This window comes from Capilliphycus salinus ALCB114379, assembly GCF_047276495.1.
GTDB lineage: Bacteria > Cyanobacteriota > Cyanobacteriia > Cyanobacteriales > Microcoleaceae > Capilliphycus > Capilliphycus salinus.
In genome coordinates this window covers 2,675,393-2,689,540 of the sequence record NZ_CP178543.1, presented here as the reverse complement: position 1 = coordinate 2,689,540, position 14,148 = coordinate 2,675,393, and the positions used below count along the sequence as shown (strand labels likewise).

At 41.0% G+C, this 14,148-nt stretch carries 10 protein-coding genes; 6 read left to right on the top strand and 4 right to left on the bottom strand.

Going from position 1 to position 14,148, the window contains the following annotated elements; translation table 11 throughout:
- Positions 1-18: 18 nt before the first annotated feature.
- Positions 19-1,110 (bottom strand): ISAs1 family transposase, encoded by a 1,092-nt coding sequence (locus tag ACL6C3_RS11210; protein ID WP_413160293.1) that lies wholly within the window; start codon positions 1,108-1,110, stop codon positions 19-21.
- Between the two features lie 474 nt (positions 1,111-1,584).
- On the bottom strand, positions 1,585-1,968 hold the full coding sequence (locus ACL6C3_RS11205) for an endonuclease domain-containing protein (protein ID WP_413167251.1): 384 nt from the start codon (positions 1,966-1,968) through the stop codon (positions 1,585-1,587).
- 402 nt (positions 1,969-2,370) lie between these two features.
- Here ACL6C3_RS11205 and ACL6C3_RS11200 point away from each other — a divergent pair, with 402 nt between their 5' ends.
- From ACL6C3_RS11200 to ACL6C3_RS11175, 6 genes are all read left to right on the top strand, one after another.
- Positions 2,371-3,462: an ISAs1 family transposase gene (locus ACL6C3_RS11200; protein ID WP_413162228.1), complete on the top strand. Its 1,092-nt coding sequence runs from the start codon at positions 2,371-2,373 to the stop codon at positions 3,460-3,462.
- A 674-nt stretch (positions 3,463-4,136) separates the two neighbouring features.
- Positions 4,137-5,228, top strand: a complete 1,092-nt coding sequence (locus ACL6C3_RS11195) for an ISAs1 family transposase (protein WP_413160293.1) — start codon at positions 4,137-4,139, stop codon at positions 5,226-5,228.
- 97 nt (positions 5,229-5,325) lie between these two features.
- Positions 5,326-7,551, top strand: a complete 2,226-nt coding sequence (locus ACL6C3_RS11190; RefSeq protein ID WP_413167250.1) for an FdhF/YdeP family oxidoreductase — start codon at positions 5,326-5,328, stop codon at positions 7,549-7,551.
- Between the two features lie 259 nt (positions 7,552-7,810).
- Complete coding sequence (gene fdhD / locus ACL6C3_RS11185; RefSeq protein WP_413167249.1) at positions 7,811-8,650, top strand: formate dehydrogenase accessory sulfurtransferase FdhD; 840 nt, start codon at positions 7,811-7,813, stop codon at positions 8,648-8,650.
- Between the two features lie 356 nt (positions 8,651-9,006).
- Positions 9,007-10,299, top strand: coding sequence for a glucosyl-3-phosphoglycerate synthase (locus tag ACL6C3_RS11180; protein ID WP_413167248.1), 1,293 nt, complete (start codon positions 9,007-9,009; stop codon positions 10,297-10,299).
- 200 nt (positions 10,300-10,499) lie between these two features.
- Entirely contained in the window at positions 10,500-12,029 is a 1,530-nt protein-coding gene (locus ACL6C3_RS11175) for a site-2 protease family protein (RefSeq protein ID WP_413167247.1), read from the top strand.
- 73 nt (positions 12,030-12,102) lie between these two features.
- Here ACL6C3_RS11175 and ACL6C3_RS11170 read toward each other — a convergent pair whose 3' ends face one another.
- Together ACL6C3_RS11170 and ACL6C3_RS11165 are read right to left on the bottom strand one after the other, a co-directional pair.
- Positions 12,103-12,639: an MAPEG family protein gene (locus ACL6C3_RS11170; RefSeq protein ID WP_413167246.1), complete on the bottom strand. Its 537-nt coding sequence runs from the start codon at positions 12,637-12,639 to the stop codon at positions 12,103-12,105.
- 16 nt (positions 12,640-12,655) lie between these two features.
- Positions 12,656-14,020 carry a cytochrome P450 gene (locus ACL6C3_RS11165; protein ID WP_413167245.1) on the bottom strand — a complete coding sequence of 455 codons (1,365 nt, stop codon included), beginning with the start codon at positions 14,018-14,020 and terminating at the stop codon, positions 12,656-12,658.
- Positions 14,021-14,148: the final 128 nt, after the last annotated feature.

Genomic DNA, 14,148 nt, shown 5'->3' with positions numbered 1-14,148 from the left:
AAAAAGGGCAGGGCCGTTTCATTCTAACAAAATCCAAAGCCTAGACCACCTGTTATTAAGCCATCTTTGACCCTCTGTAATTGACACAAAGCCTAAAAGTCTAAAAAGATTAATTGCAATAGTTTGAAGAATCGATAAATTCGTTCGTGCTTGAAAGTGAGCTATAGAAGAATCATCTTCTTTGAAGATCACATCCTTGACCCAATGCAAGCGATTTTCAATTTGCCAATGACCTTTTATTTTTTCAGAAAAATAATCGGCTTTTTCCCAAACGCTACTGATGTAGTAAGCGACTTGATGATAGTCCTTTTTACCTCTTTTACCCCATCTTTCAACTCGGATTAAGCTTTTAATTTCATACCAACTAGATTTCAGGGAATCTATACTCTTGAAGACAGCTACTTGGCGTTGAATTTGGCGACCATGACTTTTATCTTGCTCTATCTTGATACTCAAAGGCTCTTGATTGTGGGCGACAGACTCTAGAGCTTGATACAATTTTTTTTGATTCTTTTTGACGGTGATTAAGTAGTGATTTTTTGATTCAATAATTTTTTTAACGGTTTGCTTTTGGCAGTGCAAAGCATCCAGAGTAAATACTTGATTCTTCAGGGGAAAATCTTCGATGATTTCTTGGACTTGCTTAATTTCTGAACAGCGTTTGTTCTCAAAGCAATTTAATCCCAATACAACTTGATATTCTTGACTGTACAAGGAAACAAATGAAACAAAGTTTTGATGAGAGTTGCCAAAATTGTCTACAGTGCTGCCTAAGCTTTTGCCATCAATACAGACCCAATCCCTCAAATCATCAGATTCACATAGACTACTAGACCATTGATTAAAAATGTCCTGAAGATTTGACCAGTCTACTCCCATCAGAACTCGTCTTATGGTTGATGAAGATGGAACTTTTGGGGATGAAATCTTAAATTTTTTAACAATTAGCTGTTGATTGGCTTTGGCAAAATCTCCCATCGCTCTATACCCTAAGTATCCCTGCATCGCTGCCAAAATTACTATCAATAGCACCAACCATAATGGATGCCTTCTGCCCTGGCGGCGGCGAAAGTCCTTGACTTTTTTAAGTTCTTTAATTAGACTATCCATAGATAAAATTTAAGAAAAAACTGGCGATTGCTATCATTTTACATCCGGCGCGATCGCCAGTTTTATTGTTCAATTCCCGCCTTTAAGAATCAGAGTGGAACAAGCCGTTTGAGTCAGGCGATCGCTATGTTTTTCTAAGATTTTAGGTGTTCTGAAGAAAAAAGGGGTGAAACTGCTTCCAATTTTAGCTCCTCGCGATCGCAAAATTTTAGAATGAAACAGCCCTGCCTTAAAAAGGGGGGTGATTTTTTGAAGTTATATGATATCCGGTTGATTAATGCGTGTTATGGGGTGGGGCGGGTTTATCTCAATCTTGGAGTAGTCGTTAAAGATATTGTAGAACCCGCCCCTACGCTTTGGGTTATTGATTAGTCGGATATCATATTACTGTTTGTTATTGTGAAAATGGTTGTAATTTGTAAGATAGAACAATTTCAGGGAATTATCTCTCCCTTTTTTTCCATTCCCCCCTTTTTAAGGGGGGCTAGGGGGGATCAAACCGTCAATCACTTCACAAACACCCTCAAACTCAAACAAAACCTGTTGATTTGTAAAGCGAATAACCCTCAACCCATAGCCTTTTAATATAGAAGTTCTTTCGCTGTCATAATCTTTTCCCTCCTTAGTAAAATGACTTTCGCCATCAATTTCAATCACCAGCTTGAGATAATGACAATAAAAATCAACAATAAAATGAGCGATTGGTCGTTGTCGTAATACTCTAAATTTAAACGTTCTTAAGTATCCATACCAAAGCTTTTTTTCGGCTGCGGTCATGTTTTTTCGCAGTTCTTTTGCTCTTGCTACTAAGTTGCGATCGTAGGGCAAATGAAAGTCACTGGTATTGAGTTTCGTCATTATAGATCCCCCCTGCCCCCCTTAAAAAGGGGGGTGATTTTTTGAGGTTACTGTTTGTTATTGCGAAAATACTTTTAATTTTTAAGATAGAACAATTTTAGGCAATTGTCAAATGAAAGTCACTGGTATTGAGTTTCGTCATTGTAGATCCCCCCTGCCCCCCTTAAAAAGGGCAGGGCCGTTTCGTTCTAAAATTTGGCGATCGCTGAGACCCAAAATTGGCAGTAATTTTAGCCCTTTTTTCTTCGGAAAATCTTTAATCTTAGAAAAAAACAGCGATCGCCAAACTAAAACATCACCTTTGACTCTCATCGGTCAATCGGTCCTTTAATAATGAAACTGGCGATCGCGCTTGATGTAAGATGATAGCGATCGCCAGCTTTTTGTGAAAAAATTCTAGATATGAATAGTCTAATTGAAGCACTTAAAAAAATCAAGGACTTTCGCCGCAGCCAAGGGAGAAGACATCCTTTATGGTTGGTTTTATTAATAGTAATTCTAGGAACGATGCAGGGATATTTAGGGTATCGAGCATTGGGAGACTTTGCGAAAGCCAATCAACAATTAATCGTGAAAAAATTTAATATTTTCTCCAAAAAAGTTCCATCTTCATCAACAATAAGACGAGTGCTAGTCGGGGTAGATTGGTCAAATCTTCAGGATATTTTTAATCAATGGTCTGGTCAACTAAGTGAGTTGAGTAATTTGAGAGATTGGGTCTGTATAGATGGCAAAAGCTTGAACAGTACTGTTGATAATTATGACAAGTCTTATCAAAATTTTGTCTCCTTCGTTTCTTTATATAGTCAAGATAATGGGTTAGTTTTCGGATGCAATCGTTTGGAGAACAAAAAGTGTTCAGAAATCAAGTCAGTTCAAGACCTACTCCGGCATTGCTCCTTAAAAAATAAAGTTTTTACTCTCGATGCCTTACATTGCCAAAAACAAACAGTTCGAGAAATTATAGCTTCTGGAAATCATTATCTAGTTGCGGTGAAAAAGAATCAAAAAAAGTTGTATCAAGCTCTCGAATCTATCACACGTAATCAAGTACCACTCAGTGTAAATCTGAAAAAAGAGGAAAGTCATGGTCGCCAAATTCAACGCCAAGTCTCGGTTTTTAAGAGCTTAGACTCTCTGCCATTGACTTGGTGTGGAATTGAAAGCTTAATCCGAGTTGAAAGATGGGGTAAAAGAGGAAACAAGGATTATCATCAAGTGGCTTACTACATTAGTAGTTTATCAGAGAAAGCCGAAGTTTTTGCCACGAAAATAAAAGGACATTGGTTAATAGAAAATCAGTTGCATTGGGTAAAAGATGTAATCTTTAAAGAGGATAATTCTCCTATACATCACTTTCAAGCTCGAACGAATCTATCAATTCTCCAAACTATGGCAATGAATCTGTTTCGACTGTTAGGATTTCTCTCAATTACAGAAGGTCAAAGATGGCTTAATAATCGCTGGTTCAAGCTTTGGATTTTGCTAGAATGAAACAGCCCTGCCCTTAAAAAGGGGGGTGATTTTTTGAGGTTACTGTTTGTTATTGCGAAAATACTTTTAATTTTTAAGATAGAACAATTTTAGGCAATTGTCAAATGAAAGTCACTGGTATTGAGTTTAGTCATTATAGATCCCCCCTGCCCCCTTAAAAAGGGGGGTTATTTTTTGAGGTTACTGTTTGTTATTGCGAAAATACTTTTAATTTTTAAGATAGAACAATTTTAGGCAATTGTCAAATGAAAGTCACTGGTATTGAGTTTCGTCATTGTAGATCCCCCCTGCCCCCTTAAAAAGGGGGGTTATTTTTTGAGGTTACTGTTTGTTATTGCGAAAATACTTTTAATTTTTAAGATAGAACAATTTTAGGCAATTGTCAAATGAAAGTCACTGGTATTGAGTTTCGTCATTGTAGATCCCCCCTGCCCCCCTTAAAAAGGGCAGGGCTGTTTCATTCTAAAATTTTGCGATCGCGAGGAGCTAAAATTGGAAGCAGTTTCACCCCTTTTTTCTTCAGAACACCTAAAATCTTAGAAAAACATAGCGATCGCCTGACTCAAACGGCTTGTTCCACTCTGATTCTTAAAGGCGGGAATTGAACAATAAAACTGGCGATCGCGCCGGATGTAAAATGATAGCAATCGCCAGTTTTTTCTTAAATTTTATCTATGGATAGTCTAATTAAAGAACTTAAAAAAGTCAAGGACTTTCGCCGCCGCCAGGGCAGAAGGCATCCATTATGGTTGGTGCTATTGATAGTAATTTTGGCAGCGATGCAGGGATACTTAGGGTATAGAGCGATGGGAGATTTTGCCAAAGCCAATCAACAGCTAATTGTTAAAAAATTTAAGATTTCATCCCCAAAAGTTCCATCTTCATCAACCATAAGACGAGTTCTGATGGGAGTAGACTGGTCAAATCTTCAGGACATTTTTAATCAATGGTCTAGTAGTCTATGTGAATCTGATGATTTGAGGGATTGGGTCTGTATTGATGGCAAAAGCTTAGGCAGCACTGTAGACAATTTTGGCAACTCTCATCAAAACTTTGTTTCATTTGTTTCCTTGTACAGTCAAGAATATCAAGTTGTATTGGGATTAAATTGCTTTGAGAACAAACGCTGTTCAGAAATTAAGCAAGTCCAAGAAATCATCGAAGATTTTCCCCTGAAGAATCAAGTATTTACTCTGGATGCTTTGCACTGCCAAAAGCAAACCGTTAAAAAAATTATTGAATCAAAAAATCACTACTTAATCACCGTCAAAAAGAATCAAAAAAAATTGTATCAAGCTCTAGAGTCTGTCGCCCACAATCAAGAGCCTTTGAGTATCAAGATAGAGCAAGATAAAAGTCATGGTCGCCAAATTCAACGCCAAGTAGCTGTCTTCAAGAGTATAGATTCCCTGAAATCTAGTTGGTATGAAATTAAAAGCTTAATCCGAGTTGAAAGATGGGGTAAAAGAGGTAAAAAGGACTATCATCAAGTCGCTTACTACATCAGTAGCGTTTGGGAAAAAGCCGATTATTTTTCTGAAAAAATAAAAGGTCATTGGCAAATTGAAAATCGCTTGCATTGGGTCAAGGATGTGATCTTCAAAGAAGATGATTCTTCTATAGCTCACTTTCAAGCACGAACGAATTTATCGATTCTTCAAACTATTGCAATTAATCTTTTTAGACTTTTAGGCTTTGTGTCAATTACAGAGGGTCAAAGATGGCTTAATAACAGGTGGTCTAGGCTTTGGATTTTGTTAGAATGAAACGGCCCTGCCTTTTTAAGGGGGGCTAGGGGGGATCAATGCGCCAAACGTCTTTTTTTATAATAAACTAATAAAAGACATCATTTAAAATCGACCCATGTTGCACAAACCGAAGAAAATTTGGAATCCCTCCCTGTGGGCGAGTTGGAAGCCCTTTGGAATTGGTGAACAATATCCGAATAACTATTGGGAAGGCGTGAGGGCGGTTTGGGAAAATCGCGATCGCCTATCCTACGCTTGGGATATTCTCAATCATGGTGTTTGTGATGGCTGTTCTTTGGGAACAACGGGAATGAAAGACTGGACGTTAGAAGGCTTTCATTTGTGTAACGTGCGGATGCGACTTTTGCGACTCAATACCATGTCCGAATTCGATCCCAAACTATTAGCGGATGTCAGTTTATTGCAAGGAAAAAGAAGTTCCGAATTGCGAGAAATGGGACGAGTTCCTTATCCGATGAGACGGGATAAAGGCGATCAAGGATTTCGACGCATCAGTTGGGATGAAGCTTTAGACTGCATTTCAGAACGCATTAAAGCCTCAACTCCCGAACGTTTGGGGTTCTATGTTACCAGTCGGGGAACGGTGAACGAAACCTATTATGCGGTTCAAAAAGCCGTGCGTTCTATGGGGAGTAATAATGTTGATAATGCGGCGAGAATTTGTCACTCTCCCAGTACCGGCGCGTTAAAAACAACCATTGGGGCGGCTGCAACAACTTGTTCTTATAAAGATTGGATTGGAACGGATTTATTAGTGTTTTTTGGTTCAAATGTTGCCAACAATCAACCCGTTACCGTTAAATATTTGCACTGGGCAAAAAAAGCCGGGACTCGCATTGTTTGCGTGAATACCTATCGAGAACCCGGAATGGAACGCTACTGGGTGCCTTCAATTCCTGAAAGTGCAATATTTGGGACTAAATTCGCCGAAGATTTCTTTTTAGTCAATCTCAACGGCGATCAAGCTTTTATCAACGGCGTCATTAAACACCTGATTGCTAACAACTGGATTGACTCCAATTTTATTAACAATTATACCGCAAACTTTGAACAACTTAAAGTCGAATTAGACCGCCAAACCTGGGAAGATTTAGAACAGATTTCCGGGGCGAGTCGCGAGGAAATGTATGCTTTTGCTGAGATGGTTGGAAAAGCACAAAAAGCGGTGTTTGTTTGGAGTATGGGAATTACTCAACACGAATGCGGCGAAGAAAACGTTAAAGCCATTATAAACCTCGCCCTAACTAAAGGTTTTGTCGGGCGCGAGGGGTGCGGTTTAATGCCCATTCGCGGACATTCTGGCGTGCAGGGCGGGGCGGAAATGGGATGTTATTCTACGGTATTTCCCGGAGGGCGAAAAATTAACGAAGAAAATGCCCAATTAATGAGCGAATATTGGGGATTTAACGTTTCTCCCAAAACGGGTTTAATCACCTCAGAAATGATTGAGGCTGCGGCGGAAAATCAACTTGATGTGTTGTTCTCAATTGGCGGTAATTTTCTGGAAGTCATGCCCGATCCCGACTATGTAGAAACCGCTTTGAAAAATATTCCCTTGCGGGTTCACATGGATATTGTTTGTTCAAATCAAATGTTGTTAGAACCGACGGAAACGGTGATCATATTACCCGCAACCACCCGCTATGAAGTCCCCGGAGGCGTGACAGAAACTAGCACCGAAAGACGGGTAATCTTTAGCCCCGAAATTCCCGGACCAAGAGTCGGAGAAGCCCGCCCCGAGTGGGAAGTGTTGATGGAATTAGCACGGCGAGTTCATCCCGAATTATCGGATAAATTGCACTTTGAAAGTACCGCAGAAATGCGTCAAGAAATTGCAAAAGTCATCCCGCAATATGCCGGAATTCAACATCTAAAAGAACAGGGCGATCAGTTTCAGTATGGCGGTTCACATCTTTGTTTTGGTTGGAAGTTTCCGACAACCGATGGTAAGGCTCATTTCTCGGTTTTATCGCCGAGTTTTGATGAATTACCTCCGGGTTATTTCTTCGTAGCAACTCGTCGGGGAAAACAGTTTAATAGCATGGTTCAAGAACGCAAAGATGCCATTACCGGAGCATTGAGAGAAGCGGTATTAATCAATCCGATTGATGCGGAAAAGTTAAACTTAAAAGATGGGGATAAAGTCCTGTTAAAAAATGATTGGGGCGAATATCAAGGGCGAATTTATACGGCTCCGATGACACCTCGAAATCTTCAAGTTCATTGGCCGGAGGGGAATGTTTTATTGGATAAAAATAAGCGTTCTGACGAAGGGGTTCCCGACTATAACGCTTTAGTTTGTTTGGAAAAAATTGGTTGAGAGTTATAACATTTGTAGTTGGGCTAGTTGTTGGGCTAGTTGTTGGACTTTAGTCCTCAAATTAATGGGCGTGCATCGCAACAACGAACTTACTGATATCATGTCCGGTTGATTAATAATTCTGTGATGGGGTGGGGCGGGTTTACCTCAATCTCGGAGTAGTAGTAAAGATTTTGGCTGAACCCGCCCCTACGAAGGGGATTATTGATGAGTCGAACATGAGATGAAACTTAAATTAAATCAACTAAAAAATCAACCCATGAGCGCTACCAAAAGCAAAATCAAGTCTAAAATCTGGACAATAGAAGAAAGTCAAACCCGCTCCCGTTTGGATTATATTACCAGCGAGGAACCTTTAGAAATTAGATTAGTTTCTCCCGAACAAACTCTCGCCGTTACCATGCGAACACCGGGAGCGGATTTTGATTTAGTGGCGGGTTTTTTGTACGGCGAAGGGGTGATTAAAAGCCGAGAAGATATTGCTAAAATGAGTTATTGTGTCGATCCTGATGTTGATGGCGAACAGCGACAAAATATTATTAATGTGGCTCTGAAAGCGGGATTGAATTATGATTTCAAACGACTCGAACGCCATTTTTATATGACGAGCGCCTGCGGGGTGTGTGGGAAAGCAAGTATTGAGTCTTTAAAAATGCGGGAAATTCCGCCAATTTCCTCGGATTTTAACGTTAAGCCGGAAATTATTTATAATTTAAGTGAACAACTAAAATTAGCTCAAGGATTATTTTCGGCGACGGGTGGGTTACACGCAGCAGCGTTGTTTGATGAAAGGGGAAAACTCTTGAAACTTCGAGAAGATGTGGGTCGTCATAATGCTGTAGACAAGTTAATTGGCACTTCAGTCTTGACAGATGAGCTACCTCTAGCGCATCATATCGTGATGGTGAGCGGACGCTCTAGTTTTGAGATTTTGCAAAAGTGCATTGTTGCAGGCGTTCCCATTGTTTGCGCGGTGTCTGCTCCCAGTAGCTTGGCGGTGGAGATGGCGCAGGCGTTTAATGTAACGTTAATTGGTTTTTTACGAGGTCGGCGATTTAATGTTTATTCGGGAATAGAACGAATTAAATTGGCTTCTTAATTCTTCGTTATTTATGATAGAATTCAAAAATTTATTGAACAGCTTTTTTTCTCAGAAATTAAGTAAATAATGAACATTTAGAAGTCGGGCAATCGCTCGACAATTCACAAAAGACCATTTCAAAATTCAGGATGGAGGACCGATAAAAACCGATCGATGAAAGCGAATTTAGCATTTTTTTAAGAAAATGACCCGGATTGGAGTTTACTTTGTCTCAATAATCGGCTTAACTTCCTCCCAAAACAAAATTTGTTGAAATATCTTGAGATCAAAATATTTTGATTCTCTTTGTTTTACCTAAAAGGGTAAAATAGACAAAACAGTATAACGTGTACTATTAGGAGTTGGGTATTTATATGGACTACAAACAAGAATTAATTACGACGATACATGATTTTGGATGCGATCTAGAACTCCTAGAAGCACGATTAACTCAACTGAGTGAAACCTGTCCAACTGCGGTATTAATTCCGGCATTATATGATGAACTTCAAAGACCCGCTTTAACCTTAATTCGAGACCAATTAAAAGAGTGTAAATTCGTCAATACAGTTGTTATTTGTCTTTGCGCTCAAACCGCAGAAGAATATGCGAAAGCGGTGGATTTTTTTAGTATACTTCCCCAACCCACCTTTGTGATTTGGGAAAACGGCCCTCGGGTGACTAAACTTTTGGAAAAATTGCGAGATAAAGGCTTAGATTTATTAAGCTTTAAAGGCAAAGGTCAGGCGGTTTGGTTGGGACTGGGTGTGGCATCTTTACAAGCCGAAGCGATCGCATTGCACGATGCGGATATTATCACCTACGACAAAAGTTATCCCCTAAAATTACTTTTTCCCCTGGTCGAAAAAGAGTTGGGGATCGGCTTTAACAAGGCTTATTATGCCCGAATAGGGGGTGAACCGATCCGGTTTCATGGGCGAGTTGTGCGTTTATTTGTGATGCCTTTGCTCACCGCTTTAACCGATATGTTGGGCTACCATAACTATCTGCGTTACTTGGGAGCATATCGTTATCCTCTGTCGGGAGAATGCGCCCTGACAAATGACTTAGCCCTAAACATTCGCATTCCCGGAAATTGGGGTCTAGAAATTGGTTTGCTGGCGGAAGTTTATCGCAATGTCGCCGAAAAACGCATCGCTCAAATTGATCTCGGAATCTTCGATCACAAACATCAACCCATTGGCAATTCCACCCACGAAGGACTGCGAAAAATGTGTCGAGATATTCTCCGATCCATTCTCCGAACGTTAACCGAAATGGAACGAGTGGTCTTAACAATGGATGAAATTCGCACCTTGCGAGTCAAGTTTCGTCGCGAAGCCCAAGACTATACTCGCCAATACTTTGTTGATGCTCGTTTTAATAATTTAGAGTACGATCGCCATCAAGAAGAAATCACCGTCGAACTGTTTGAACAAGTGATCACCGAAGCGGGCCAAGACTACCTGAACAACCCCGCTAACGTTCAAGTTCCCGACTGGACAAGGGCGCTGGCCGTCATGCCTGCCCTGCGGGAACAACTGCGAGAAGCCACCCGACGGGATATGGCCGAAGCCAAAGCCTCCTTGACCGCTGAGGGAAACGCTGAAGCCTCCCTAGCCGACTCCAATCATAGCGCTCATAATCGGGCGATCGTTACTCCCTAGTCACCACAACAGGGGTCGGGTGTTGGGTGTTGGGTGTCGGGCGACACCTGAAAAACCCGGTGCGCCTAGAAGTTACCGGGTTTTTAATCCCTCATCCAGTCAGGCGTAAAAGCTTTTCACCGTTTCGGGGAGGCGTTATTCTAAACTAGAGGGATGCTTGATTGCTTCAGGCGTTGCTGCTCTTAGGTTTAAGGTCTAGAATGTTTACTGCATTTGATAATACAACTATTTTCATCTTATTAATTGCTCTGGGAATCGTAGGTTGGGGCTTTTATCGCGCTCAACCCTACGGTAAACCGGGGATTTTATCCTGGTTGCAGTCCGTCGTTTTAATGGCTCCTTGGTTGCTCTTTTTTGCACTGGCGGCCGCTGGAATTTATCTCAACCTCGCCAGTATTCTGTTTTTATTCCTCGCTTCAACAGGATTGTACATTATTTTCGGTCGAAAATTGCGAGAAATAGCCGCAGAAGATGAACAAAAACCCTCCCAGTCTCAAGCTGACTTTTCCGTTCAACCGGGCGAGAAACCGAGCGAAACTGAAGAAAAAACCACCGTCGAGTCTGTAGAAACTCCCTCGCCATCTGCAACCCCTTCCACCGACACTGAAGACAAACCGACACCCATTCCCCAAGAAGATCTCAAAATTATTCAAAATATTTTTGGTATTGATACCTTTTTTGCCACCGAAACTTTACCCTATCAAGAAGGGGTAATTTTTAAAGGAAACCTGCGAACGGATGCAGATATTGCCTATTCTCGTTTATCGGAAAATTTGCAGCAACAGATGGGCGAGCGCTTTCGATTATTTTTAGTCGAAAACCCCGAGGGAAAACCTGTGGTGATTGTACTTCCCCGCAAAAATGATCCCCAACCGATGACCATTCCGCAAAAAATATTAGCAATTATTTTACTGGTTGTTAGTATCTTCACTACTTTTGAAGCGGGAAGTTTATTACTGGGGTTTGACTTTTTTACCGAACCGAATCGTTATCCTGAAATTATCCCGATTGCCTTGGGTTTATTTTCGATTCTTGCCAGCCATGAAATTGCTCATCAAGTGATGGCAAAACGTCATCAAGTTAGATTTAGCTGGCCGTTTTTTATTCCAACAATTCAAGTGGGTACTTTTGGGGCGTTTAACCGTTTTGAGTCGATTCTTCCCAACCGAACTGTTTTATTTGATGTCGCTTTAGCCGGACCTGCTGCCGGCGGATTGCTGTCTTTAGCCATGCTGTTAGTTGGGTTGGTTTTATCTCATCCCGGCAGTTTATTTCAAGTTCCCACCCAATTTTTTCAAGGGTCAGTTTTAGTCGGAACTTTAGCGAGAGCGGTGTTGGGTTCGGCGCTGCAAGAATCCATTGTTGATGTTCATCCTCTGACGATTATGGGTTGGTTGGGTTTGGTGATTACGGCGATTAATTTGATGCCGGCTGGACAACTGGATGGGGGACGAATTATGCAAGCGATTTATGGGCGAAAAATTGCCGGACGTGCGACTTTGGCGACGTTTATTGTTTTAGCAATTGCTTCGTTAGTGAATTCTCTGGCGTTGTATTGGGCGGTGGTTATTTTAATCTTACAACGCAATCTCGAACGCCCCAGTTTGAACGAATTAACTGAACCGGATGACACTCGCGCCGCTTTGGGTTTGTTAGCCCTATTTTTGATGATTGCCACCTTATTTCCTTTGACTCCTGCTCTTGCCAGTCGTTTGGGAATTGGCGGTTAATTAATTAACTTTTCAGACTTGAGGATGGGTTAGCGCGAGGATAACCCATCACTTCAAAACAATAGGTAACTCTTTAGTGAGTAAACACTTGATAAGCATCCCAAAACAGCATCAAAGCCGTTGGATAAAGTGTTATCCCCATTCCCAAAGCGCGATACATCGGTTGCTGCAAATAACCCAACCAAAAGAGAATTCGACCCGCACCAAATAACACCGATAAAATCGGAATCAGTTTAATTGTCTCCCCATCTAAAAATGTAGCACAAATCAAACTCGCGATCGCAAACAAAATCACTTGTTCTAAAGTATTACTCAGATAACGAAGATGAACCTGCATTTGTTCAGATTCCGCCTTGGCTAAGGGATTAATCGCCGGACTCACAAATCGATAATTTCCCACAGTTGCGACTCCAGCAAATAACATCAATGCGGGTATAATTTGCCAACGTAATGCAAAAATTAACCGTTCAACAGGAGTCTCTAAACCCAGAAAATTAAGAGGAAAGAAGTGATAAGCAACAGTCACAAATGTTGTCGAAAACACTAACGCCACTACCGCACTAGAAACCACAATTTTTTGTTCGGGATTTAGACGAACTAGATTAACCATTTTTCTCGCCCCTTTTCTAAGCTTTAACCCTCATCGGAACCCCCTTTTCTGGTGTAAACGTTAACCCCCGACGCACGGGTTTAATAGGGCGATTTTCTGTTAATTCCAGTTTGGTTTGAGTCAATACCGTTGCTAAAACTAACTTCATTTCAAACAGCGCAAACGCATAACCCAAACAGCGACGATTTCCACCGCCAAACGGTAAAAATTCGTAGGGCGAAAATTGACGTTCGAGGAAACGTTCCGGGCGAAACTGTTTAGAATTGGGATAAATATCCTCCCGATGATGCACCAAATAAATACAGGGAATCAGTTGAGTTCCGGCTTTAAACTGATAGTCTAAAATTTCCATCGGAACTTTCAACTTCCGAACAAACGTAAAAATTGCAATCGGATAAATTCGCAACGTTTCCGAACAAACTGCATTCAAATAGGGTAATTTAATCACCGCACTGGGATCATTTTCGAGGTCACATTGCTGGAGTTCGTCCAACAATTTATCTAAAATTTCGGGTTGAGAATGAACCCAATAAAACGCCCAAGCCAATGCAGAAGCCGTTGTTTCATGTCCTGCAAATAGCAGCCCCATCAACTCATCTCGCAGTTCTTGATCGCTCATCGGTTCGCCATTTTCATCTCGCGCCGCCATCATCAAACTCAAAATATCTTCGCTCAACGGCTTATTTTTGCGCTCGTTAATTTCTGCATAAAGCAGTTCATCTATTTGATTTCTGATTCGCACAAACCGCCCCCAAGGACTCCAAGCCCCCAAATCTTTTTGTAATTTCGGAAAAAACAAAAAACTGGCTTTAAACGGAGAATTAAAAGTATCCAACCATTCGCCCATTAATTTTCTTAGTTGTTCAAAGCGTTCGCCCCGATCCAAACCAAAAACCGTATTTAAAATAACTCGCAGCGTGATTTCTTGGGTACTATTTCGCATCTCAAACGGCTTATCTTTCAGCCAGCTTTGCATCACCCGCTGAGTCACTTCAGACATGGTTTGACCGTAGGCTTTCATTCGTTCCCCATGAAAAGGAGGCATCAACAGTTTGCGCTGTTGTTGATGAGAATGACCATCCAAAAGAATGACCGAAAAATCACCTAATAAGGGTCGAAGACTTTTGTTTCCAACACCCGAATCAAAACAATTTGGGTTGGCGGTAAAAATCTGTTCTATTGCTTTGGGATCGCTAAATATGGCATAATCGGGGAAACCAGTTGATGATCCGCCAAAATTATCTCCGTAACGCCCCCGACTTTCTTCGAGATAGTCTAAATGATTGAAAAGCGCTCGTAAAGTTTGCCACCAGTCGGGACTTTTGACCATCGGAAGCTGTTGAAAGGTTTTTGCAGTCGGTGAGGGTGTGGTTGTTGTCATCTGCAATTCTCCCGTGTTGAATCTTTGTTTTCATTCTACTGTTACACATTTTAAATATTCTATCTAGGGAAGATCGGAAAGTTAAACCGGAACTTAAAAAACAATTTTTCAACACTATCAAGTCTTTA